Genomic DNA, 22049 nt, shown 5'->3' with positions numbered 1-22049 from the left:
AGGTGAATTCCCGCGCATGGCTTGCAAGCCGGGCTGCTTTCCGATTGTGTGCGGGCCGAACGAAGCCCGTCAGAACGGGCTCGGGAGAGCAGGATGCAGCAACTGGGCGTCGAAGACGCGCGTTTCGTTTATCATGATGCGCCGGCGACGCCGATGCATGTAGGGCTGCTGTGCCTCTACGATCCTGCGACGGCGCCCGATGGCCGGGTGCGCTTCAAGCATATCCTGCGCCATGTCTCCGCGCGGCTGCGCCGCGCCGCCGCCTTTCGCCGCCGGCTGGTGCGCGTGCCGCTGGATCTCGACGCGCCCTACTGGATCGAGGATCCCGATTTCGACGTAGAGCATCATGTACGCCACATCGCGCTGCCGCAGCCCGGTGACTGGCGGCAGCTCTGCATCCTCGTGTCGCGGCTGCATGCGCGGCCGATGGACCTCAACCGGCCGCTGTGGGACTTCACGATCATCGAGGGGCTGGATGGCGTGGCCGGGCTGCCGCCGGGCGCCTTCGCGCTGTTCGCCAAAACGCACCTCGCCGCGATCGATCCGGTGGCCGGGGACCGCATGCTCGCCGCCGTGCATGATCCGCTGCCCGCCGGCTTCGACGATGATGGCAGCATCGACGACTGGCAGCCGGACAGCCGGCCTGGCATTCGCGACCTTCTCGTCAGCAGCTATTTCAACACGCTGCGCAAACCCTTCCAGTTCGCCGAGACGCTGGCCCGCGCGCTGCCTGACCTCGCCCGCCGCGGCGCGCAGCGCATCGCGCGGCGCGGAGAGCCCGTGCCGGCGCCGGTGGAGGCGCCCCCCACCCCGTTTGCCGGCGCGGTCGGCCCCCACCGCGTCTATGATGCGGTGACGCTGCCGCTGGCGGAGATCGCGCGGATCGAGGCGGCGTCCGGCGCGACGCGCGATGCAGTGATCGGCGCGATCGTCGGCGGTGCCATCGCCCATTATCTCGATGCGCGCGGCGAACTGCCCCATGCGCCGCTGGCCGCACTGCTGCCCGCGGGCGACAGCGCGATCGCGCTGCCGCTGGCGACCGATGCGGATGAGGATGGCATGCGGCTGCGGCTGATCACGCGCAAGCTGGATCGCGAGCCGGCCGAGCCGCCGTCCACCGCGACGACCCTGTTCGGCCCGGCGTTGGCCGGGCAGCGTGCGCGTCAGCAGCTTCGCCGGCTGGCGGATGTCGACGCGCCGCCCGTGGCGACCGCAGTGGCCAGCTTTCCCGGCGTCGATGGCGACGTCTATTTCGGCGGCGCGCGGTTGCTGGCGGTGCATGCGCTGGTGCCGCTGGCCGACGATCTCGGGCTGGCGCACACCGCGACCGCGCAGGGTGGCTCGCTGGTCATCGGCTTCACCGCCGACCGCGCCAAGCTGCCCGATCCCGCGACCTATACGGCAGCGCTGGCGGCAAGCGCGGAACGGCTGGCGCGCGCGGTGACGATGGCGGCGCCCGCACGGCGTGCAACGGATGCGACGCGGGATGTTCCCGCGGCGACAGGGGGGCCCGCGACGACGGCGGGCATGACAACGCACAGGAACAAGGAGCCCGCAAATGGCTAAGGATCCCGGCAAGGGCGGTATCGATGGGATGGCCGAACCGCTGAAGGCGGCAGGTGAGGCAATGAAGGCGGGCGGCCAGAAGGCCGCGGAGAACAGCGCCGCTATTGCTACCGCCGTGATCGACCATGCCGAGGCGAACACGCGCGAGGCGTTCGCCGCGCTGCGCGCCGCCGCGCAGGCAAGCAGCCTGCCCGAGGTACTGGAATTGCAGAGCCGCTACATCCAGGAACAGGGCAGCCGATCGATGGCGCAGGTCAAGGAGATCGGCGAGTTGATCGCTCGGTTCGGCCGCGAGTCGATCGACACTTTCAAGCGCTGATCGGGCAAGCGCTAAGAGCGCAAGCGTTGATCAGGCGGCGCGATACCACCAGACGCCGTCCGTCACCTCGCGCACCGCACGGCCGGTGACTTCGAGGTGGCGGAGGTGCGCCAGCGCCTCGCCGCTCGCCAGCCCCATTTGTTCGGCACCGATGCGGCGCGTGAACAGCAGGCCGAAACAGTCGATCGCACGCCGCGGCTCGGCAAGCAGTGCCACGAGTTCATCGAGCCGCGCATGATGTTCATCATGCAACGCCTTCAGCCGGACATGAAGGCCGCGAAACGGCTCGCCATGCGCGGGTAGCACGAGCAGGTCGGCGGGAAGCCCCAGCAATTTGGCGATTGAGCCCAGCCAGTCGCCCAGCGGATCCCCCTCGGGCTCGGTGACGCCGAGCGACACGTTGGAGCTGATCCGCGGCAGCACCTGATCGCCGGCGATCAGCAGGCCATCCGCCTCATTCATCAGGCAGGCATGTTCGGGGCTGTGGCCGCAGCCGGTGACGACATCCCATACATGCGCGCCGATCGTCAGCCGATCGCCATCGCGAATGCGGCGGTGGCCGAGCGGGAGTTGCGCCATGTAACGACGCAGCCGGCCCCAGCCCTCGGCGCGCGCCGCATCGATCTGGGCATCATCCCATCCGGCGGCGCGGCGCAGCGCGATCACCTCGTCCGGCACGGTCTCGCGCGCGTCGGTCCAGGCGAGCTGCGCGGTCATCCACTCGCCGCGCGTCATCCAGACCGGCGCGCCGAACCGGTTCGCGAGCCAGCCGGCGAGGCCGACATGATCGGGGTGGAAATGGGTGCCGAACACGCGCGTCACGCGCTGCCCTGCGAGCGCACCGGCGAAGATCGCTTCCCAATCGGCGATCGAGGGCGGCAGCATCATGCCGGTGTCGCAGATCGCGACCCCGCCCTCATCGTCGAGCACCCAGCAATTGATGTGGCCGAGCGAACCCGGCAGGCTGATCCGCGCCCAGCGCACCCCGCCCGACAGCCGGTGCAGGGCACCGGACGCGGGGGCGAATTCACCGAACGGATAGACCAGCCCCTTGCGGCTGGTCGGCACGAAGCTCTCGTCCTGCGTCAGCGACGCGTCGGGCGAGAGCGTTTCCAAGGCGTCAGCTCTTGAAGAGCGTGTCGCGGGTATAGTCGACCGGGCGCTCGCTCTCGCCGGAATGGACCGCATCGGCATCGCGCGATGCCGCATCGCGCTCGGCGCGGAGCTGTTCGATCAGCGCCTCGCGGTCACCCTCAAGCCGCTCGTCGACCGGCGCCTCGATGCCCGCCGCCTTGGCGGCCTTGGCAACCAGCGCGTCGAGTTCGCGCTGCGAGCAGAGCCCCAGCGTCACCGGATCTTTGGGGACGATGTTGGCGATGTTCCAGTGCGACCGATCGCGGATCGCCGCGATCGTGGTGCGCGTGGTGCCGATCAGCTTGCTGATCGCGCCGTCGGAGATTTCAGGGTGGTTGCGGATGATCCAGGCGATGCCGTCAGGCTTGTCCTGCCGCTTGGAAACCGGCGTGTAGCGCGGACCCTTGGTGCGGCGGACCTGCTCGGGGCCCTTGGTCATCTGCATGCGATAGTTCGGGTTCTTCTGACCCTTTTCGATCTCGTCCATCGTCAGCTCGTGCGCGCGGACGGGATCGCGGCCGGTAAGCTTGGTCGCGGCGGTATCGTCAGCAATCGCCTGCACTTCGAGGATGTGCAGGCCACAGAAAGCGGCGATCTGTTCAAAGCTGAGCGCAGTATTGTCGACCAGCCAGGACGCGGTCGCATGGGGCATGAGCGGCTGGGCCACGACGGAACACTCCAGATAAAAGAAGGGCCGCCCCGTCACGGAGCGGCCGCAATATCCACGCCGATTTAATCGCGCTTCGCCTCGAGGGCAAGCGGCATGCGCGGCAGCCCCGTCGTCGGACTGCCGTGACAGGGCACCGGCTCAGGCCGCGGCGCTGAACCGCTGCGGCGGAAACGGCGCCAGTCCGGCGAGAAACTGCCTGGCGCTGGCGGTCCAGCTGAACCCCTGGCCATAGGCTGCGCATTCGCCGCGATCGCGCGTCAGCGCCTGGGCGATGGCATCCTCGATCCGTTCGCCGATCGCGCCGACGCGGGTGTTGAGCACGTCGATCGGCCCCGTCACCGGATAGCCGGCCACCGGCGTGCCACAGGCCAGCGCCTCGATCATCACCAATCCGAACGTGTCGGTGCGGCTGGGGAAGACGAACACGTCCGCCCCGACATAGGCGCCGGCGAGGTCCTGGCCGAACAGCGGGCCCAGGAACAGCGCATCCGGATAGCGCGCCGCGAGGTCGGCACGCGCCGGTCCGTCGCCCACCACCACCTTGGTGCCCGGCACGTCGGCGGCCAGGAAGGCCTCGAGATTCTTCTCGATCGCGACACGGCCGACGGAGAGCATGATCGGGCGCGGCAGATCGGCGAAGGCAGCCGGCGGCGGCGCATCGGGCGTGAAATTGGCGAGATCAACGCCGCGGCCCCAATGGCGAAGCTGGGCGACGCCATGCGTGCGCAGCGCGCGGCGCACGCTTTCGGTGGAGACCAGCACCGACTGGGCCGGGCCATGGAACCAGCGGATATAGCGCCACACCCAGCGCGCGGGCACGCCGGTGCGCTTCTCGACATAGTCCGGGAAGTGGGTGTGGTAGGCGGTGGTGAAGGGAATGTCGTTGCGCAGGCACCACCGGCGCGCGGCGAGGCACAGCGGGCCTTCGGTCGCGAGATGGATCGCATCGGGCTGAAACGCCGCGATCCGCGCGCCGACCGAACGCGCGCGGGCCATCGCCAGCCGGATCTCCGGATAGGTGGGGCACGGCAGCGAGTAATAGAGGTCGGGCGAGATCACCTCGACGATATGCCCCTGCCCGCGCAGTTCCGCGCTGACCGACTGCAAGGTGCGAACGACGCCGTTGACCTGCGGGCTCCAGGCGTCGGTGACGATCGCGATGCGCATCTCTCGATCGTCCTCCGCGAGCATCAGGCCGCCAATCGGATGGACGCCGCCTCTTCGGCGTCCCGGGCCTTCATCTCGTCGGCCCAGTGGAGCACCTCCATCCGGCCGTCGAAATGCTCGACCAGCGCGGTGCAGCCCTCCACCCAATCGCCATCGTTATAATATTCGACGCCGGCGATCTCGCGGATCTCGGCATTGTGGATGTGGCCGCAGACCACGCCGTCGACGCCGCGCGTGCCCGCTTCATGCGCCACCACTTCCTCGAAGCGGCTGATGAATTCGACCGCGTTCTTCACCTTGTGCTTGGCGTGCTTCGACAGCGACCAATAGGGCAGGCCCAGCCGGCTGCGCACCGCGTTGACCACGACATTGGCGCGCATCAGCCATTCATAGGCGAAGTCGCCGATATGGGCGAGCCAGCGGTGCGCGAGCATGATCGTGTCGAACTCGTCGCCATGCAGCACCAGCAGCTTGCGACCGTCGGCGGTGGTGTGGATCGCCTTGCGGCGGATTTCGACGCCGCCGAAGTTCAGCCCGGTGAACTGGCGGAACATCTCGTCATGATTGCCCGGGATGTAGACCATCCGCGTGCCGCGCTTGGCGCGCTTCATGATCCGCCAGAGGATGTCGTTGTGCGAGGCCGGCCAGTAGAAGCGCTTCTTCATGCGCCAGCCGTCGATGATGTCCCCCACGAGGTACATCGTCTCGCTGTCGGTGGAATCGAGGAAATCGATCAGCATGCGCGCGTTGCAGCCCCGCGTGCCGAGATGGATGTCGGACACCCAGATCGTGCGGTAGCGGCGGCGCCGCCCCTCGCGCTCCGGATGCGCCGGCTGGGACGACACGAAGTCGCCGATGTCTCCTTCGAATGGCAGTCGCGCTATCGCATCCATGGCCCGTAACTCCCCGCATGGAGATGGGCGACCTCTGGCGACATGATGTTACAATTGGAATCACCTAGGCATGACGGTTCTGTGACGGTGGCATGCGGCATTTGACGTCAGCAGACCTGAGTGTATTGTAATACCAACACAGCGAGGAGACGTCCGATGCGCCCGGTTCTGGCAACCGCCCTCATGTTCGCGCTCGGTGCCTGCGGCGTCGGCGGCGAGACCATCGGATCGGCGAAGGCGAGCGGTGTCGACGGTGATCGCCGCTTCGATCTCAGCGGGTTCGAGGCGGTGTCGCTGACCGGGCCGGACGATGTGACCGTGCGCGTGGGCCCCGCCTTCGCGGTCAGCGCCCGCGGCGACACCGGCGTGCTCGACACGCTGGACATCAAGGTGGACGGCAAGGTGCTGGAGATCGGCCGCAAGCGCGGCGTGCGCATCGGCGATGGCGCGCGCAACAGCATCAAGGTGCTGGTGACGCTGCCCAGGCTTTCGGGTGCGACCATCGCCGGATCGGGCGACATGGCGATCGATCGTGTCGATGGCGCCTTCTCCGGCGATGTCGTGGGATCGGGCACCTTGAAGGTCGCCGCCATTTCCGCGCCCGAGGTGCGGCTGGGGCTGACCGGATCCGGCGACGCCGAACTGGCCGGCACCGCGGACCGTCTGAAGGTGTCGCTCACCGGATCGGGCAACGCCAAGGTGGCAGGGCTCAAGGTGGGTACGCTGGACGCGTCGGTCGCCGGATCGGGCAATGTCGAAGCGACGGCGGAAACCTCGGCGGATGTCTCTGTGCTGGGATCGGGAAATGCGATCGTCCATGGCCCGGCGACCTGCAAGTCGCGGACGATGGGGTCGGGGACAGTAAAGTGTAAGGCGTGACCAAAGCCCCTCTTGAGGGAGAGGGAGAAAAGCGTCAGATCAGCCCCAGCGCCTCCAGATCGCCAGCCAGCCCGGCGGGGAGTGCGGCGACGTCGCCGGCGCCGGTGCCCAGATCGGGCGGCGCGTCCTTTTCCTCCAGATAGCGCCAGCCCTGATGCGCGCGCTTCGGGCGCGGGCGGACGGGGATCAGCACCGGTTCCAGCCGGATGATCGTGTGCTTGCCGTCCTCCGCCTCGGCAAAGCCGATCAGAGGGCAGCGCGCGACGAGATTGTGGCGGATGATCCAATAGAGCGATCCGCCGAGCATCTCCGCATGGCGCTTGGGCAAATAGCGCGTCGTCATCTGCATCTCGCCCGCGCCGGCGCGCATCGCGATGCGCTCCGCGAGAATCTCGAGGCTTTCGCAGCCATAGGCGATCTTGGTCATGCTCAGCGGCATGGCGCTATCTTATCCGCCACAGCCGATAAGGCGAATCCGCGGGCAGCGGCACCGGCTCCAGCCAGTCGAACTTTTCGTCGCGGCTAAGGCGCGCATAGAAGCCCTTGGGGCTGCGCGAGCGATAGATCGTCGATTCGGACATGTTGGGGCAGACCAGCAGCAGCGTCGCGCCGTGGCGGATCGCGGTGGCGCGGGCATTTTCCGGCGTGCCGTCGAACGCGTGGTGGATATCGAGAATCGCATCGCCGTTGCGGTGATAGGGGCCGGCGATCGCCTTGTGGTGTGTCACCGCGATCAACCGCGGGCCGAGATCGACGAAGGTCATGACCGTCGCCGCGGGCATCCGCCCGATCGGCGCGAGCGAGCGGAGCTGCGGACAGCGCCCATTGGCGCGGTTCACCGTCTTGCGATATTCGCTGATCGGCGCGACGGTCGCCGGCAGGTTGCGGGTGATCCACGGAGTGGCGAGCGCCAGGATCAGCACCAGCAGCGCCGCGCCGGTGCCGATGAAGCGGACAGCGAGCGAGCGGTGCATCGCCGCCCAGGGCACGAACGTCCAGCCGATCGCCGCCGCACCGGGGATGGCGAGCAGCTGCGCGCTGGGGCCGGCGCGCGTTTGCCAAAGCAGCATCAGCGAGGAGAACAGGGTCAGCACCACCATCGGCAGCCAGGTGCCGAATGCCGGCGTCCCCCGCGAGCGCCACGCTGCCCACAGGGTGCCGATGATCCCCGCCACCGGCAGCGCGATCACCGGCAGGATCGTGCGCATCGGATGGCTGTAGAGCGGCTTGGCCTCCCGTACATTGGCCAGCCAAAGCTTTTCGAGCTCGGGCGAGACCTGTTCAGGCCGGCCGAGGCAGGTGGGCCACGCCAGCGCGAAGGCGCCCGCCAGCACGCCGCCGGCGGCAACTGCCAAGGCGAGCCGGCCGGCGCGGCTTTCGATGCGCAGCCGCGACAGCAGGAACAGCAGTGCACCCGCGACGAGCATGGTCGAGAGCCACACCGGGGTCAGCGCGTCGCAGCGGGCGACACGGTTCGCCTCCGACGTGAAGACCAGATAGCCCGCCGCGGTGCCGCCCGCGAGCGTGAGCGCATAGGCCTGCATCCGCTGGCGCTCCTCGCCATCCCACACCCAGCGCAGCGCGACGGTGGCGCCCGCAACGGCGAGATAGAGGAAGAGTTCGAGGCCGATCACCATCGACAGCGCGGTGCCGATGCCGACCGTGGCGCCGCCGCGGGTACGATCGGGATCGGAAAGGCCGGCGACGGTGACCATCAGCAAGGCGAGCTGCCAGCCATGATGGTCGATGCGCATCGGCATGAACATCATCAGCGCGGACTGGCCGAACAGCAGCAGCACCGCGCCGAGGAAAAAGGCCCGGGGATTGATCAGCCGGCGGACAGTCAGCGCGGCGGCCGCCATCGCGACCCCCATCGGCAGCAGCGGCGCGAGCCCCGCCGCCCAGCGCTCCGCCCACACCGCCCCGACGAAGGGCTGGAACAGCAGATAGAGGCCGGCGATCGGCAGGTCGACGAGCCGCGACCAGTGGATGTCGAAGCCGCCCGGCGGGTTGAGCTTGTACTGGCGCAGATCGAACCAGCCCTGCCCGTGCAGCCAGGCACGGACCTGGACGAGCCGCATATTGTCGTCGGTGTCGTTGAGCACGAGCCAATGGATCGAATTCCACCGCTCATTGACCATCCAGATCGCGGTGAGGGCCCAGACCAGCAGCACGCCCAGCCGCCAGTGCCGGCCCAGCCATGTGATCACCGCATCCGCCTTGTCGATCATGCAACGCCCTTAAACCTTTGCTCCCCGTTTCCCGACAGAGAGAAGGCGCCTTTAAACGGGGTGATTGAGAAGATGAAGCGCCAAGCCTAGAGGGCGCCGATGGATTCGACCGAACGCGCGCCTGCGGGCGTCCTTCATCTGCTCAATGGCGGCGGCGGGCTGATCGGGCAGCTCATCCGCTATGGCGTCACCGGCGGCTTCGTCACCGCGGTGGGCGCCGGTGCCTATTGGCTGCTCGCCACCTTCGCGCACATCGCGCCGCTGCTCGCCAATGTCGTTGCCTATCTGGTGGCGATGGGGCTCGGCTATGTGCTGCACAGCCGCTGGAGTTTCCGCGGCCATGGCAACCGCGACAATGTGGTGCGCACCACATCACGCTTCTTCATCGTCTCGCTGATCAGCTTCGCGCTGAACTCGCTGTTCGTCTGGGGGCTCACCGGCCCACTGCACGGCCCCACCTGGTGGCCGGTGGTGCCGATGCTGTTCGTTACCCCCGTCGTCACCTTCGCGCTCAACCGCCGCTTCGTGTTCGGCTGACGTGGATGCATTTCCCTTATCCTTCCCCGGGACTTGTGGCATGAACCGCGGAACCATGGTGACGGCCGACATCCAGCTATCGATCATCGTCCCGGTGAAGGATGAGGAAGAGGCAATCTTCCCGTTCGTCACGCGGGTTTCGGCGATCCTCGAGGCGCTGTTTCCCGGTGCGCGCCAGCCGGCGTGGGAAATCCTGTTCGTCGACGACGGATCGTCCGACGCGACATTGGCCGCGATCCTCGCCGCCAACCGCGCCGATCGCCGCGTTCGCGCCGTCTCCCTCTCGCGCAACTTCGGCAAGGAAGCAGCGCTTTCGGCGGGGCTCGACCATGCCTGCGGCCATGCGATCATCCCGATGGACGTCGACCTGCAGGATCCGCCCGAAGTGATCGGTGCGATGCTCGACAAGTGGCGGGAAGGCCATGAGGTCGTCTATGGCGTGCGCAGCAATCGCGAGACCGACAGCCTGCCCAAGCGGCTGACTGCCGACCTCTATTACCGCGCGCACAACTGGCTTTCTTCGGACAAGATCCCCGAACATGCCGGCGATTTCCGCCTGCTCGACCGCCAGGTCGTCGAGGTCATCAAGCGCATGCCCGAGCGCAACCGCTTCATGAAGGGCATGTTCGCCTGGTCGGGCTTTCGCCAGGCGGCGGTCTATTATGATCGCGCGCCGCGCGCGGTGGGCACCACAAAGTTCAATTACTGGAAGCTGTGGACGCTCGCGCTCGACGGCATCACGTCCGGCTCCACATTGCCGCTGCGCGTGTGGAGCTATGTCGGCGTGGTCATCGCGCTGTTCTCGATCGTCTATGCAATATTCCTGATGGTACGCACCCTGCTGTTCGGCGCCGACGTGCCCGGCTATGCCTCGATGATGACGGCGATCCTGTTCCTTGGCGGGCTGCAGCTCATTTCGCTGGGCGTGCTCGGCGAATATGTCGGCCGCATCCTCGTGGAGGCGAAGGCGCGACCGCTCTACGTCGTGCGCCAGACCATCGGCATGGAGGGTGATGCCGCGGTAGCGCCCGACCATGGCGCGGCGCAACCCGACCCCGCGGTGCTGCCCGGGCCGCCGGTGCGGGCGGCACGCTGATGGAGCGTGCAGTCTATGAGCGGATGGCCGAGCAGGATGCCGTCCACTGGTGGTATGTCGCGCGCCGCGCGATCCTTTCCGCGATCATCCGCCGCCATGTCGCGCCGCCCGCCGGCGCGCGCGTGCTGGAGATCGGCTGCGGCACCGGCCACAATTTCGGCATGCTGGGCGAATTCGGCGCGGTCGACGGTATCGAGATCGACGCCCCCGCCCGCGCCATCGCCAGCGAGCGCCTCGGCCGCCCGGTCGGCAACGCGCCGCTGCCCGAACTGACCGGCGTGCCCGACGGCCATTACGACCTGATCGCGCTGCTCGACGTGCTGGAGCATATCGACGGCGATCGCGCCGCGCTTGCCAGCATCCGCCGCAAGCTCAAGCCCGGCGGCAAGCTGCTGGTGACGGTGCCCGCCAACCCGTGGATGTGGAGCGCGCACGACGTGGTCCACCATCATCATCGCCGCTATTCGAGCGCGACGCTGAAGCGGGTGTTCGGCGACGCAGGGCTGAAGATCCGCATGCTCAGCCATTTCAACACATTGCTGTTCCCGCTGGCAGCGGCGGTGCGGCTGCTGGGCAAGGCGACCAACAAGCAGGAAGCCGACGACGCGATGCCCTCCCGCACGCTCAACCGGCTGTTCACCGGCATCTTCGGGGTGGAACGGCATCTGGTCGGCCGGGTACCGCTGCCGGTCGGCGTCTCGCTGGTCGCCGTCGTCGAATAAGCGGACCTTGACCGTCCCGCTTGGTCTCAGCCCTCCCGCACCGGCTGCGGGTGGTGCGGGACCAGGATCAGCGTTCGTCCCTCGACCCGCCACGATTGAAGGCGGCTGAGGAAATTCATCCCCAGCACATCGAGATCGCCGAAGCTGGGTGAGACGACCACAGGCAGTTCGCGCGCGGCGATGTTGCCGAGCTTGAGGTCGGCGATCTCGGCAGTCTGCGCGCGCACGGTGCCGTTGGCGGTGCGGATCAGCACCGGCATCGCCTCGTCGACCGGGCGCAGGCCGGCGGCGGCCGCGGTATCCGCCGAGAGCGCAGTGATGGTGGCGCCGCTGTCGATCAGCATGCGCCGCTCGACGCCGTCGATCTTTACATTCGCCCAGAAATGTCCGTCCTTCGCCATCGCGATGCGCACTTCCTTGCCGACCACCGTCTGCCGATCGAGCTTCAGCGCGTCAGCGAAATCGGCGAAGGCCGGGTTGAAGCGCTGATGCTGGCTGACCGCGACGAACAACAGGCCGGCGATTGCCAGCCAGGTCGCGATCGACAGCAAGGTGCCGATCACCGGCACGCGCCGCAGCAGCGCCGACAGGATCACCACCGGTACGAGCAGTAGCAGATAGACGGGCAGGTTCGCCGCGATCTCGGTGAAATCGGGCAGGCGCGAGGGCAGATCGAACTGGATCGAGCGTAGCATGACAGCGTCATAGCATGGCGCGCCTGTCTGCACGCTGACCGGCGTTGCCGCATCGGCCCGCCGCTGCTATGTGCGGCAGCGGTTCCACACGCGACGAGGGAGGGCATAGATGGCAGTTTCGACCGGCATGCAGCGCCTTCCCGGACTCACTTCGGCGTTCGGCAAAGCCCGAGCCTGAGTCCCTGCGGTCGCCAGGAGCGGCCCGAACGTCCCGATCTGAATATCGCCATTTTCTGGAGCCGGCGCCTGCGCGCCGTGAACGCACATCATGTCCGAACCACGCAAGAAACCGCCAGGCGGCCGGATCGGCGCCGTCCTGGGCTTCACCTTCCGCCACTGGCGCACCGAGCGTCGCCGCGCCGCGCTGATCGCGCTGGCGATCAGCATCGCGACAGCCACCGAGGTTGCGGTGCCGCTGTTCGCCGGCCGGCTGGTCGATGCGTTGTCGGCTGCCGACATCCGCGCAGCGATGAGCGCGTTCGGCGCGATGGTCGCGCTCGGCCTCGCGATGGTGGCGCTGCGCCATCTCGCCTGGATGGGCACGATCCCGTTCACGTTGCGGTTGATGGGCAATATTGCCGAGCAGGCGTTCCATCGTGTCCAGCGTTTCTCGACCGACTGGCATGCCAACAGCTTCGCGGGCTCGACCGTGCGCAAGATCACGCGCGGCATCTGGGCGCTCGACATCATGAATGACGTGCTGCTGCTGGCGTTGCTGCCCTCGCTGGTGGTGCTGCTCGGCACGATGGCGATGCTGGGGATCCAGGCGCCGTTGCTCGGCGCGATCATGGGCGTGGGCGCGCTGCTCTATGTCGGGCTGACCGTGTTGCTGGCGACGCGGTGGGTGGCGCCCGCCTCGACCCTGTCCAACGCGTGGGACACGAAGATGGGCGGGCTGCTCTCCGACGCGATCGGCGCCAATGCCGTCGTCAAGGCGTTCGGCGCGGAAGATCGCGAGGAACAGCGCTTCGGCATTTTGGTGGGCAAATGGCGCAAGCGCGCACGGCGCACCTGGACCCGCGCGACCTGGTCGGGCACCGCGCAGCTGATGGTGCTGTGGACGGTCCGCACAGGGCTGGTCGGCGGCGCGCTGTGGCTGTGGGCCGAGGGCAAGGCGACGCCGGGTGACATCGCCTATGTGCTGACCAGCTATTTCGTCGTCCACGGCTATCTCGTCGACATCGGCCAGCACGTCCATCACCTGCAGCGCGCGGTGAACGAGATGGAGGAACTGGTCGCGCTGCACGACGAGCCGCTGGGCATCGACGATGCCGCCGACGCGCAGCCCATCACCGTGAGCGCGGGCGAGATCCGCTTCGATCATGTCGGCTTCCGCTACGGCGGGCATGAAACGCCGCTCTACGACAATCTTCATGTCACCATCGGCGCCGGACAGCGGGTGGGGTTGGTCGGCCATTCGGGATCGGGCAAGACCAGCTTCGTCAAGCTGATCCAGCGACTCTATGACGTGACGGAAGGCGCCGTGCGGATCGACGGGCAGGATGTGCGCGATGCGACGCAGCAGTCGCTGCGCCGCCAGATCGCGATGGTGCAGCAGGAACCGATCCTGTTCCATCGCAGCCTGGCGGACAACATCGCCTATGCCCGCCCCGGCGCCACCCGCGCCGAGATCGAGCGGGCGGCGCGGCTGGCCAATGCGCACGACTTCATCGAGCGGCTACCGCGCGGCTATGCGACGTTGGTCGGCGAACGCGGCGTCAAGCTGTCGGGCGGCGAACGCCAGCGCGTCGCGCTCGCCCGCGCCTTCCTGGCGGATGCGCCGATCCTGATTCTCGACGAAGCGACGTCCAGCCTCGATTCGGAGAGCGAGGCGCTGATCCAGCAGGCGATGGACCGGCTTATGCAGGGCCGCACCGCGATCGTCATCGCGCACCGCCTGTCGACGGTGCGCGCGCTAGACCGCATCCTCGTGTTCGACCGCGGCCGCATCGTCGAGGATGGCGATCATGCGGCGCTGCTGGAGAATGCCGACGGCATCTATCGGCGGCTGTTCGACCGGCAATCGGGTGGTGTCGCGCCGATCCTCGACCCGTTGGGAGAGGTGTTCGATGGCGGCGATGCGAATGATGATGCGCCGATTGCGGCGTCGGGGCGGTAGGAGGGGCGCGATCGTTCGACCGACAGCGCTTGAACCCTCTGCCATTCCGCGCCATTTTGGCCGGGCAAGGGGTTGGAGGACGATTACTGATGGCAAGCACGGCAAAGGTCGCGGAACCCGACCTCGTCCTGAGCGCCCCCGATCCGGTTCCGGTCGTGTCGACCGCGAAGGCGGCTGGGCTGGTGCCGCTGGAGGATGAGAAGAAGTCGAAGCTCGACGCCAAGGTCGACAGCTTCGTCGAGGATCTGATCGCGCAGGACGTCAATTCGCCCGAGTTCGGCAAGCGGGTCGACGCGATCACCAATATGGGCCGCAAGGAAATTGCGGACGCGGCGGGACAGTCCAACCGCTTCCTCGATCGCCCGGTGAAGGCAATCGATACCGAGACCGGGATCGGCGCCGACCTCATCGAACTGCGCCGCACGGTCGAGAAGCTCGATCCGGCAGCGAACGGCAAGTTCTTCGCCAAGCGCGGCTTCCTCAGCCGGTTGATGGGATCGACGGTCAGCAACTATTTCGACCAGTACAAGTCGGCCCAGTCGCACATCAGCGGCATTCTCGGCGCGCTCGCATCCGGCAAGGACGAGCTGCTCAAGGACAATGCGGCGATCGCGGTCGAGCGGCAGAACCTGTGGGCCGCGATGGGCCGGCTGGAGCAGATGATCCATGTCGCCAAGGCGATGGATACGAAGCTGGAAGAACGCGCGGCCGAGCTAGAGGCGACCGACCCGGCGAAGTCCAAGGCGGTCAAGGAAACCGCATTGTTCTATGTGCGCCAGCGCACGCAGGATCTGCTGACGCAGATGGCGGTGACGGTGCAGGGCTATCTGGCGCTCGATCTCGTCAAGAAGAACAATGTCGAACTGATCAAGGGCGTCGATCGCGCCTCCACCACCACCGTGTCGGCGCTGCGCACCGCGATCACGGTCGCGCAGGCGCTGACCAACCAGCGGCTGGTGCTGGAGCAGATCACCGCGCTCAACACGACCACGGCGGGCATCATCGACGGCACGGGCGAGATGCTGAAGACGCAGTCCGCGGCGATCCACGAGCAGGCGGCGTCCTCCACCATCCCGGTCGAGACGCTGCAGCGCGCGTTCCAGAACATCTACGACACGATGGATTCGATCGACAGCTTCAAACTGAAGGCGCTCGATTCGATGAAGACGACGGTGACGACGCTGTCGAACGAGGTCGAGAAGTCGAAGGGCTATATCGCGCGGGCCGAGGGTGCGGCGCAGGCGGCGAGCGCGCCGGCGGCCAGCCCCTTCACGATCGAGGCGAGTTGAGGCCATGACCGATGTCGATCGGGCGGTCGCACGTGCGGGGGATTATCTCCACCGCACGCGCGGCAACGCGCGCCTTACCAAGCGCAGCCAGCAACGCCGGCGTGAGCGCGCGCGCGCGCGGCTGGGCCGCACCATCTTCGCCATATTGCTGATCGCGGTCGGCACGATCGGCTGGGGACTTATCGTCGGACCGATCGGGCTCGGCGGGCTGTTCCTCTCGCTGCTGCTGATGGTCGTCGCCGCGGGCGTGATCGTCGCCTGGCCGTCAGGCGCGGACGGCGCTCCGCCGACCGCGACCACCGAGCTTGCCCGGCTGCCGCTGCAGACCGAGGATTGGCTGGCCCGCCAGCGCCCCGCCCTCCCCGCGCCTGCGATCAACCTCGTCGACGGCATCGGGCTGAAGCTCGAAACGCTGAGCACGCAGCTTCATGCGCTCGACGAGCGCGAACCTGCCGCGCTGCAGATCCGCAAGCTGGTGGGGGATGACCTGCCCGAGCTGGTCAAGGGCTGGCAACGCGTACCCGAATCGATGCGCCGCGAGGAACGCAACGGCATGACGCCCGACCGGCAGCTGGTGGAAGGGCTACAGGTCGTCGACGGAGAGCTGAAGCGGATCAGCGAGCAGATCGCCGCGGGCGATCTCGACAAGCTGGCAGTGCAGGAGAAATTCCTGCAGCTCAAATATCGCGGCGATCCCGAACTCGAAGGCTGAACGGTCAGTCCGCGCGCCAGCGCGGGCGACTATCCGGCGCGGCCCGCCATCTTGCGGTCATGCGCTTCCACTTCCTGCGCGGTCGGCACGCGCCAGCCATCGATCGGATCGCGCACCAGCACGGTGCCGCACGATTTGCAGGTCGACCACCAATAGTCGAGGTCATGCCGCGCCTGCCCGCGATCGGGCGTGTGCCGCCCGAGCATGCACGATAATCGACTGACAAACCGCATCTTCGTGTACCCGCTCGATTTTTTCTGCAGTGCAGCATCACATCCATTCTGGATGTTGTCACGTGCGGAATCGTCAAGCGCGGGATGCTGCGGCGTCAGCCTCGTGCTATGGGTGGATGGGCCGGGCCACCGCCGCGCACCTTGGTGCCGCGCCATTCGAAATAGGCCGCCACCAGATCGGCATGCGATCGATCCAGCCCCTGCATCGTCAGATTGACATGCCCGAAGCCCAAGGTCTTGTTGGCATTGGCAAGCCGACCCATCAGCGATGTCGCCGGATGTTCCTCCGGCCGCCACAGCCACAGGCTCAGGAAGCGCTGCCCCATCATGTCGGTCTCGCGGGCCTCGCGGATCGCCGAGAAGGCGATCGGCTTTTCCGCCCAGCGCCGCCAATAGACGCCGCGGGCGTCGATCCGCACCTGCACCGCGCCGTCGAACAGAATGCGCGCGATCGCGAAGGTCGCGCCGAGAAAAAAGATGACGCCGATCGGCGCGATGATCTTTGCCATGAGCTTGTCGATGAAGAACACCGCGGCCGAAAGCGCCGTCATTCCCAGCGCGAGCAGCATCAGCAGCCCGGTACGCAGGCGCGAGGTGCGCGCTTCGAACGGCATCGTCGCACCGCTCATGCACCGACCCCACGGCCGCGCGGCTTGCGCGCGCGCGAAATCAGCAGCCGATCGATCTTGCGTCCATCCATATCCACCACCTCGATACGCCACCCCTGTGCCGTGAAATGCTCGCCGGTCGTCGGCAGATGCCTGAGCACCGAGAGCACATAGCCCGCCGCAGTCGCATAATCGCGATCCTCGGGCAGCGCGATCTCCAGCCGTTCCGCCAGCAGGTCCGCCGACATCGAACCGGCCACGAGCAGGCTGCCATCCTCGCGCTCGACAAGGTCGGGATCGGTATCCGCGTCCTGATCGGAAACGAAGGTGCCCACAATCGCGCGAAGCAGGTCGAGCGGCGTCACCAGCCCTTCGAAATGCCCATATTCATCATGGATCAGCCCCATCGGCACATCGGCAGCGCGCAACCGGTCGAGCGCGTCCATCGCATCGAGCTGGTCGGGGATCACCGGTGCATGGCGCATCAGCACGGACAGATCGAGCGCCTCGCCCGCGATCAGCGCCTTGACGATATCCCGCGACTGCACGACGCCGATGATGTTGTCGACCGAGCCCGACGCCACCGGCAGGCGGCTGTGCTGCAATTCCGCCAGCGTTTCGCGCACCGCGGCACGATCCGCGGTGACATCGATCCAGTCGACCTCGGTGCGCGGCGTCATCACCTCCCGCACCGGGCGGTCCGCCAGCCGGACGACGCCCGAGATGAACGCGCGCTCGCTTTCCTCGATCAGGCCAGACTTGCTCGCTTCCGCCACGATCAGGTGCAACTCCTCCACCGTGACATGCTGTTCCGATTCGCGGCTCATCCCGAACAGGCGGAAGATCGCGCTGCTTGAGCGGTCGAGCACCCATACGATCGGTGCCGTCACCCGCGACAGCCACAGCATCGGCACCGCCACCGCCGCCGCGATCGGCTCCGGATTGCGCAGCGCGAACTGCTTGGGCACCAGTTCGCCGACGATCAGCGAGAGGTAGGTGGTGATCGCGATGACGACCGCGAAGCCCGCCTCCCCCGCAATCTTCGCCGGCACGCCCAGATACTGCAGCCGTTCCGCGGTGGGCATGCCCAGGCTGGCGCCCGAATAGGCGCCGGCGAGGATGCCGATCAACGTAATGCCGATCTGAACCGTCGACAGGAATTTGCCCGGATCGGCGGCGAGATCGATCGCCGCACGCGCGCCGAACCGGTCCGCACGCGCCATCGCCTCCAGCCGCGGCTTGCGCGCGGAAACGACGGCAAGCTCCGACATGGCGAAAACGCCGTTGAGGGCGACCAGCACGATGATGATCGCGACGTCGAACCAGGGAAAGGGGGCGAGCGGCGGCATAAATGTCGTCACCACTGCTCTTGCGCGATTTCTGTCGTTTCTACAACCGCTCGATCATCGATCGTTCAAACCGGATGCGGAACAAGCCCGGCGCCGAGGACGTTCTTGCCGCGAACAGGCCAATATGATTGTTCGCGCCAATCGGCGACGGAACGTCCCCGGGAAGCAGGAAAGGAAGAACATGCAATACTCGGGTAGGATCCTCACCACCGCCGCGGCACTGGCCGCACTGCTTGGCACATCGGGCTGCATCACCGATCCGGTGACCGGCGAGCAGCGCGTTTCGAAGGCGGCGATCGGTGGCGCAGCGGGCGTCGTCGGCGGCTATTTCCTGGGCGACCTGATCGGCGGCCGGCGTGACCGCACCGAGAAGATCCTGGGGGCCGGCATCGGCGGCATCGCCGGTGCTGCAGTCGGAACCTATATGGACAAGCAGGAACAGGAACTGCGCCGCAAGACCGCCGGCACGGATGTGGAGGTGACGCGCGATGGCGACAATCTGATCCTCAACATGCCCTCGGGCATCACCTTCGGCTATGACAGCGCGGCGATCCAGCCGCAGTTCCGCAAGACGCTGGACGATGTCGCCGCGACGCTTTCCAGCTACGAAAAGACCTATGTCGACGTCTATGGCCATACCGATTCGGATGGCAGCGACAGCTACAACCAGGGGCTTTCGGAACGGCGCGCCAAGTCTGTCGCGGACTATCTTTCCAGCCATGGCGTTTCCTCGGCCCGGCTCGCGACACAGGGCTTCGGCGAATCGCAGCCCATCGCGGACAATGCGACGCCCGAAGGCAAGGCCGCCAACCGTCGCGTCGAGATCAAGGTCGTGCCGATTCCCGACACCGAAACCCGCCGCTGAGCGGCTTGCGGGGCGTTTCGGCAACATGAAACGCCCCGCCGCTATCCGGCCGCGTTGCATCGCACCATAGTTCGCAGCATCATGTTCTGAATGCTGCGCGATTTCGCAAACACCGCTCCGGCCCTGATCGCCTATATCGATCAAACGCTGACCTATCGGTACGCGAATGAGACTTATCGCCTGTGGCGCGGGATGGCGCCGGACGAAGTGGTCGGCAAGTCGATGCGCGAGATCGTGGGCGAGCGCAGCTATGCGATGCTTGAGGCGAAAGCGCGCGCTGCGCTGGGCGGCGAGCCCGTGACTTACGAGATGGAGCTGTTTGACGGTGATCGGCGCCGTTTCGTCCATGGCAATTATACACCCGATCGCGCCGCCGATGGCAGCATAGCCGGCTTCCACGTGCTCGTTACCGACATCAGCGACCGCCGCGCCCTGGAAGATCGGCTGATTCGGAGCGAGCGGCAGTTCAACGACGCCTTCCGCCACGCGGCGATCGGCATGGCGCTGGTCGCGCTCGACGGGAGCTGGTGCGACGTCAATCCTGCGCTGATCGCGATGCTCGGCTTCGGCGAGCAGGAGTTTCTGGCGCTGACCTTCCAGGATATCACCCACCCCGACGATCTCGCCGCCGACCTTGACCTCCTCGACGATCTCGTCGCGGGCAACATCCGATCCTACCAGTTGGAGAAGCGCTATTTCCGCAAGGACGGCGCGACCGTCCATGCGATCCTCGCGGTCTCGCTGGTGCGCGACGAGCATGGCGCGCCGCTGCACTTCATCTCGCAGATCCAGGACATCACCGCGCGCCGCCAGGCCGAGGAGCTGTTGTTCAACGAGCATGAACTCTCACAGGTGACGCTGCGATCGATCGGCGACGGCGTGATGACGGCGGACCAGGCGGCGCGGATCGCTTGGCTCAATCCCGCGGCGGAGCGGCTGACCGGCCGATCGAGCACGGAGGTGAAGGGGTTGCCGGCCGCGGAGGTCTTCCAGATCGAGACTGAGGACGGCGCACCGGTGCCCGATCCCCTTGCCCGCGCGATCGGCACCGGCGAGGCGCAGTTCATCGACACGATTGTGATGCTGAAGCGCGCCGATGGTAGTCGAATCCCGGTTTCCGATTCGGCGGCACCGATCCGCAACCAGGCCGGCGCGATCATCGGCGGCGTGCTGGTGTTCCAAGATGCGTCGGCGGAGCGCGCACGACGGATCCAGTTGCTCGCCCAGGCGCGCAACGACGCGCTGACGGGGTTGCTCAACCGTGCCGGGTTCGACGAGCGGCTGGCCGCGATGATGGTGCGCGCGAGCGCCGACCGGCAGGAACTTGCGCTGCTGTTCTGCGACCTCGACGGGTTCAAGCCGATCAACGACACCTATGGTCACAGCACCGGCGACCAAGTGCTGAAGGAGGTCGCGGCGCGGCTGCTGCGCGGCACCCGTCATGGCGACGTCGTCGCGCGCTGGGCCGGCGACGAATTCGTCATCATCATCCGCTTCGGCGCCGAGGAAACGCCGGACATCATCGCCGACCGGCTGACGCGATCGGTGCACGAACCGATTCTCGTTCCCGGCCTTGCCGAGCCGATCGTCGTCGGCATGAGTATCGGCATCTCGATCGCCAGCGCAGTTGGCTGGGATACCGGGGCGCTGCTCAACAAGGCGGATGCCGCGCTCTATGCCGCCAAGGCGCGCGGCGGCAACGCGGCGACCTTCGGATAGCGATAGCGATCAGGGCACTGTGTATTGCTCGCAGGGCGGCAGCGCGGCGTCGGCCACATAGCGGCCGGCGGCGGCATCGAAACGGAAGCGGCGCTCATAGCTGCAGCCCGCATCCTGCTCCCACACCAGATCCGCGTTCGTCAGCGGCGGGTTTTCGGACGAATCCTTGTCACGCCCCACCCCGCGCGGAAAATTGCCGGCCTTGACGGTCAGCCGCAGTGGCGGCGGCGCGTCTCCGGCGCCTGCCGTTTCGAGGCGGGCCTCGAGGCGATATTCATCATGACAGGCGGCGCGGCGCTTCTCGACATCCGCTTCGCTGAAGCAGGCGCGGATCAGCAGGTCGCCACGCAGCGGCGCCTCAAGCACCGTCACCGGCGCACGGCCGGGCACGAGATGCACCAACCGCTGCTCGGTATAGGCACCGCCACCGCCCGAATAGCCTGCCGTCCAGGTGGCGAGAACGCCGATCAGCACGCTGCCGTCCTTCAACCGCAGCAGCGCCGGCATCGGCGCCAACTTGGGCGTCTCACGATCTGCTTCCGCCTCGGCGACAAGCCGCGCCAGCTCACTACCCTTCGCGGTGACCACCAGCGCCTCGCCGTCCTCGGCTGCGCCGGCGATGCACCACGCATGATCGGCGGTGCAGAAGCGCGCATCCTTCGCAGCAGCGATCAGCGGCTCGAACCCGCCGGGCCGATCGTCGTCGATCGTGCGGACCTCCGCGGGCAAGGCGGGGCCGAGCGCCAGCGCACCAAGGGCGACAAGCAGGGCGAGCGAGCGACGGGTCAGGTTGCGTATCTTCATCGCTCTCCTCCTAAGCCGTTGATCCTGGCCTGTTTGTGATCCCCCGCACAATTGCGCAGCGGTGCATGACGGCGCGGCGCCGATCGGCTAGACTATGCGCATGTCAGACCGTTTCGAACGCCATCGCCAGCCCTGGACCCCGGACGAAATCCAGAAGCTCCACACCCTCGCCAAGAAAGGCATGGCATTGAAAGCTATCGCCAAGGCCCTCACCCGCAGCGAGGAATCGACCAAAGACCGCGCCAAGCTCGACGGGCTCTCCATCGCCAAGCTGCGCTGAGCTTTGGGCAGCCATGCACCGCGCGCATGACAGCCTGAAGCCCAGCTTGAAGCATTTCTTCTACGCCGCCCGCTGGAAGAAGTTCGAGCCGCTGTGGGACATGGTGATCAAGGCGCAAAGGGGGGCCACACTACCTTTGCCCGCCACTCACAGCTGCTCCGC

The 22049-nt window shown here is 67.1% G+C and carries 23 protein-coding genes; 12 read left to right on the top strand and 11 right to left on the bottom strand.

The features are described from left to right. The first annotated feature begins 93 nt into the window (after window positions 1-93). Complete coding sequence (locus tag FHS96_RS15640; protein WP_429593358.1) at window positions 94-1566, top strand: wax ester/triacylglycerol synthase domain-containing protein; 1473 nt, start codon at window positions 94-96, stop codon at window positions 1564-1566. Beyond that, complete coding sequence (locus FHS96_RS15635) at window positions 1559-1885, top strand: phasin family protein (RefSeq protein WP_429593355.1); 327 nt, start codon at window positions 1559-1561, stop codon at window positions 1883-1885. The genes FHS96_RS15640 and FHS96_RS15635 overlap by 8 nt, the downstream gene beginning before the upstream one ends. Before the next feature lie 30 nt (window positions 1886-1915). Here the strand turns inward: FHS96_RS15635 and FHS96_RS15630 are convergent, their stop codons facing one another. The 4 genes from FHS96_RS15630 to FHS96_RS15615 form a co-directional block, all read right to left on the bottom strand. Further along, the gene (locus tag FHS96_RS15630) at window positions 1916-3001 is read right to left on the bottom strand and encodes an MBL fold metallo-hydrolase (protein ID WP_429593352.1); all 1086 of its coding nucleotides are present in this window, start codon (window positions 2999-3001) and stop codon (window positions 1916-1918) included. A 4-nt stretch (window positions 3002-3005) separates the two neighbouring features. Then, window positions 3006-3686: a DUF1013 domain-containing protein gene (locus FHS96_RS15625; protein ID WP_429593349.1), complete on the bottom strand. Its 681-nt coding sequence runs from the start codon at window positions 3684-3686 to the stop codon at window positions 3006-3008. 141 nt (window positions 3687-3827) lie between these two features. After that, window positions 3828-4856, bottom strand: a complete 1029-nt coding sequence (locus FHS96_RS15620) for a glycosyltransferase family 4 protein (protein ID WP_429594101.1) — start codon at window positions 4854-4856, stop codon at window positions 3828-3830. A 23-nt stretch (window positions 4857-4879) separates the two neighbouring features. Further along, window positions 4880-5749, bottom strand: coding sequence for a UDP-2,3-diacylglucosamine diphosphatase (locus FHS96_RS15615; protein WP_429593346.1), 870 nt, complete (start codon window positions 5747-5749; stop codon window positions 4880-4882). Window positions 5750-5905: 156 nt separating this feature from the next. On the opposite strand from FHS96_RS15615, the gene FHS96_RS15610 reads away from it, so the two are divergent. Further along, the gene (locus FHS96_RS15610; RefSeq protein WP_429593343.1) at window positions 5906-6628 is read left to right on the top strand and encodes a head GIN domain-containing protein; all 723 of its coding nucleotides are present in this window, start codon (window positions 5906-5908) and stop codon (window positions 6626-6628) included. 34 nt (window positions 6629-6662) lie between these two features. On the opposite strand, the gene FHS96_RS15605 is transcribed toward FHS96_RS15610, so the two are convergent. Beyond that, window positions 6663-7067, bottom strand: a complete 405-nt coding sequence (locus FHS96_RS15605) for a DUF1489 domain-containing protein (RefSeq protein ID WP_429593340.1) — start codon at window positions 7065-7067, stop codon at window positions 6663-6665. 4 nt (window positions 7068-7071) lie between these two features. Next, window positions 7072-8859 carry an AcrB/AcrD/AcrF family protein gene (locus FHS96_RS15600; protein WP_429593337.1) on the bottom strand — a complete coding sequence of 596 codons (1788 nt, stop codon included), beginning with the start codon at window positions 8857-8859 and terminating at the stop codon, window positions 7072-7074. 99 nt (window positions 8860-8958) lie between these two features. Here FHS96_RS15600 and FHS96_RS15595 point away from each other — a divergent pair, with 99 nt between their 5' ends. The 3 genes from FHS96_RS15595 to FHS96_RS15585 are packed head-to-tail and all read left to right on the top strand — an operon-like array spanning window position 8959 to window position 11214. Continuing rightward, complete coding sequence (locus FHS96_RS15595; protein ID WP_429593334.1) at window positions 8959-9396, top strand: GtrA family protein; 438 nt, start codon at window positions 8959-8961, stop codon at window positions 9394-9396. Between the two features lie 40 nt (window positions 9397-9436). Beyond that, the gene (locus FHS96_RS15590) at window positions 9437-10492 is read left to right on the top strand and encodes a glycosyltransferase family 2 protein (RefSeq protein ID WP_429593331.1); all 1056 of its coding nucleotides are present in this window, start codon (window positions 9437-9439) and stop codon (window positions 10490-10492) included. Continuing rightward, window positions 10492-11214, top strand: coding sequence for a class I SAM-dependent methyltransferase (locus FHS96_RS15585; RefSeq protein ID WP_429593328.1), 723 nt, complete (start codon window positions 10492-10494; stop codon window positions 11212-11214). Before FHS96_RS15590 ends, FHS96_RS15585 begins: the two co-directional genes overlap by 1 nt. A gap of 26 nt (window positions 11215-11240) precedes the next feature. On the opposite strand, the gene FHS96_RS15580 is transcribed toward FHS96_RS15585, so the two are convergent. Next, complete coding sequence (locus tag FHS96_RS15580) at window positions 11241-11909, bottom strand: retropepsin-like aspartic protease family protein (protein WP_429593325.1); 669 nt, start codon at window positions 11907-11909, stop codon at window positions 11241-11243. Window positions 11910-12177: 268 nt separating this feature from the next. Between FHS96_RS15580 and FHS96_RS15575 the strand changes: the two genes are divergently transcribed. The 3 genes from FHS96_RS15575 to FHS96_RS15565 all read left to right on the top strand — a co-directional run bounded on the left by FHS96_RS15575 (window position 12178) and on the right by FHS96_RS15565 (window position 16029). Continuing rightward, window positions 12178-14028 (top strand): ABC transporter ATP-binding protein, encoded by a 1851-nt coding sequence (locus tag FHS96_RS15575; protein ID WP_429593322.1) that lies wholly within the window; start codon window positions 12178-12180, stop codon window positions 14026-14028. Between the two features lie 89 nt (window positions 14029-14117). Continuing rightward, the gene (locus tag FHS96_RS15570; RefSeq protein ID WP_429593319.1) at window positions 14118-15317 is read left to right on the top strand and encodes a toxic anion resistance protein; all 1200 of its coding nucleotides are present in this window, start codon (window positions 14118-14120) and stop codon (window positions 15315-15317) included. A gap of 4 nt (window positions 15318-15321) precedes the next feature. Beyond that, on the top strand, window positions 15322-16029 hold the full coding sequence (locus FHS96_RS15565) for a hypothetical protein (RefSeq protein WP_429593316.1): 708 nt from the start codon (window positions 15322-15324) through the stop codon (window positions 16027-16029). Between the two features lie 29 nt (window positions 16030-16058). Here FHS96_RS15565 and FHS96_RS15560 read toward each other — a convergent pair whose 3' ends face one another. The 3 genes from FHS96_RS15560 to FHS96_RS15550 all read right to left on the bottom strand — a co-directional run bounded on the left by FHS96_RS15560 (window position 16059) and on the right by FHS96_RS15550 (window position 18219). Continuing rightward, window positions 16059-16235: a hypothetical protein gene (locus FHS96_RS15560; protein WP_429593313.1), complete on the bottom strand. Its 177-nt coding sequence runs from the start codon at window positions 16233-16235 to the stop codon at window positions 16059-16061. Between the two features lie 122 nt (window positions 16236-16357). Beyond that, window positions 16358-16891 (bottom strand): STM3941 family protein, encoded by a 534-nt coding sequence (locus tag FHS96_RS15555; RefSeq protein WP_429593310.1) that lies wholly within the window; start codon window positions 16889-16891, stop codon window positions 16358-16360. Continuing rightward, window positions 16888-18219 carry a hemolysin family protein gene (locus FHS96_RS15550; protein ID WP_429594098.1) on the bottom strand — a complete coding sequence of 444 codons (1332 nt, stop codon included), beginning with the start codon at window positions 18217-18219 and terminating at the stop codon, window positions 16888-16890. The genes FHS96_RS15555 and FHS96_RS15550 overlap by 4 nt, the downstream gene beginning before the upstream one ends. 181 nt (window positions 18220-18400) lie before the next feature. Between FHS96_RS15550 and FHS96_RS15545 the strand changes: the two genes are divergently transcribed. Beyond that, window positions 18401-19084, top strand: a complete 684-nt coding sequence (locus FHS96_RS15545) for a YiaD family glycine zipper/OmpA-like lipoprotein (protein WP_429593307.1) — start codon at window positions 18401-18403, stop codon at window positions 19082-19084. Between the two features lie 90 nt (window positions 19085-19174). Further along, window positions 19175-20803 (top strand): GGDEF and EAL domain-containing protein, encoded by a 1629-nt coding sequence (locus tag FHS96_RS15540; RefSeq protein ID WP_429593304.1) that lies wholly within the window; start codon window positions 19175-19177, stop codon window positions 20801-20803. Window positions 20804-20812: 9 nt separating this feature from the next. Here the strand turns inward: FHS96_RS15540 and FHS96_RS15535 are convergent, their stop codons facing one another. Then, on the bottom strand, window positions 20813-21607 hold the full coding sequence (locus FHS96_RS15535) for a hypothetical protein (RefSeq protein WP_429593301.1): 795 nt from the start codon (window positions 21605-21607) through the stop codon (window positions 20813-20815). Between the two features lie 100 nt (window positions 21608-21707). Between FHS96_RS15535 and FHS96_RS15530 the strand changes: the two genes are divergently transcribed. After that, window positions 21708-21887 (top strand): hypothetical protein, encoded by a 180-nt coding sequence (locus FHS96_RS15530; RefSeq protein WP_429593298.1) that lies wholly within the window; start codon window positions 21708-21710, stop codon window positions 21885-21887. Window positions 21888-22049: the final 162 nt, after the last annotated feature.

The sequence above is a fragment of the Sphingomonas zeicaulis genome (genome assembly GCF_050433225.1).
Lineage (GTDB): Bacteria > Pseudomonadota > Alphaproteobacteria > Sphingomonadales > Sphingomonadaceae > Sphingomonas_D > Sphingomonas_D zeicaulis.
This window is presented reverse-complemented; position numbering and strand designations above follow the sequence as displayed.

What these genes read in the sequence shown, in the direction of transcription:
- FHS96_RS15640 (WP_429593358.1), top strand. Translation starts at nt 94, where the DNA reads ATGCAGCAACTGGGCGTCGAAGACGCGCGTTTCGTTTATCATGATGCG.
- FHS96_RS15635 (WP_429593355.1), top strand. Translation starts at nt 1,559, where the DNA reads ATGGCTAAGGATCCCGGCAAGGGCGGTATCGATGGGATGGCCGAACCG.
- FHS96_RS15620 (WP_429594101.1), bottom strand. Translation starts at nt 4,856, where the DNA reads ATGCGCATCGCGATCGTCACCGACGCCTGGAGCCCGCAGGTCAACGGC.
- FHS96_RS15615 (WP_429593346.1), bottom strand. Translation starts at nt 5,749, where the DNA reads ATGGATGCGATAGCGCGACTGCCATTCGAAGGAGACATCGGCGACTTC.
- FHS96_RS15610 (WP_429593343.1), top strand. Translation starts at nt 5,906, where the DNA reads ATGCGCCCGGTTCTGGCAACCGCCCTCATGTTCGCGCTCGGTGCCTGC.
- FHS96_RS15605 (WP_429593340.1), bottom strand. Translation starts at nt 7,067, where the DNA reads ATGCCGCTGAGCATGACCAAGATCGCCTATGGCTGCGAAAGCCTCGAG.
- FHS96_RS15600 (WP_429593337.1), bottom strand. Translation starts at nt 8,859, where the DNA reads ATGATCGACAAGGCGGATGCGGTGATCACATGGCTGGGCCGGCACTGG.
- FHS96_RS15595 (WP_429593334.1), top strand. Translation starts at nt 8,959, where the DNA reads ATGGATTCGACCGAACGCGCGCCTGCGGGCGTCCTTCATCTGCTCAAT.
- FHS96_RS15590 (WP_429593331.1), top strand. Translation starts at nt 9,437, where the DNA reads ATGAACCGCGGAACCATGGTGACGGCCGACATCCAGCTATCGATCATC.
- FHS96_RS15585 (WP_429593328.1), top strand. Translation starts at nt 10,492, where the DNA reads ATGGAGCGTGCAGTCTATGAGCGGATGGCCGAGCAGGATGCCGTCCAC.
- FHS96_RS15580 (WP_429593325.1), bottom strand. Translation starts at nt 11,909, where the DNA reads ATGCTACGCTCGATCCAGTTCGATCTGCCCTCGCGCCTGCCCGATTTC.
- FHS96_RS15575 (WP_429593322.1), top strand. Translation starts at nt 12,178, where the DNA reads ATGTCCGAACCACGCAAGAAACCGCCAGGCGGCCGGATCGGCGCCGTC.
- FHS96_RS15570 (WP_429593319.1), top strand. Translation starts at nt 14,118, where the DNA reads ATGGCAAGCACGGCAAAGGTCGCGGAACCCGACCTCGTCCTGAGCGCC.
- FHS96_RS15565 (WP_429593316.1), top strand. Translation starts at nt 15,322, where the DNA reads ATGACCGATGTCGATCGGGCGGTCGCACGTGCGGGGGATTATCTCCAC.
- FHS96_RS15560 (WP_429593313.1), bottom strand. Translation starts at nt 16,235, where the DNA reads ATGCTCGGGCGGCACACGCCCGATCGCGGGCAGGCGCGGCATGACCTC.
- FHS96_RS15555 (WP_429593310.1), bottom strand. Translation starts at nt 16,891, where the DNA reads ATGAGCGGTGCGACGATGCCGTTCGAAGCGCGCACCTCGCGCCTGCGT.
- FHS96_RS15550 (WP_429594098.1), bottom strand. Translation starts at nt 18,219, where the DNA reads ATGCCGCCGCTCGCCCCCTTTCCCTGGTTCGACGTCGCGATCATCATC.
- FHS96_RS15545 (WP_429593307.1), top strand. Translation starts at nt 18,401, where the DNA reads ATGCAATACTCGGGTAGGATCCTCACCACCGCCGCGGCACTGGCCGCA.
- FHS96_RS15540 (WP_429593304.1), top strand. Translation starts at nt 19,175, where the DNA reads ATGCTGCGCGATTTCGCAAACACCGCTCCGGCCCTGATCGCCTATATC.
- FHS96_RS15535 (WP_429593301.1), bottom strand. Translation starts at nt 21,607, where the DNA reads ATGAAGATACGCAACCTGACCCGTCGCTCGCTCGCCCTGCTTGTCGCC.
- FHS96_RS15530 (WP_429593298.1), top strand. Translation starts at nt 21,708, where the DNA reads ATGTCAGACCGTTTCGAACGCCATCGCCAGCCCTGGACCCCGGACGAA.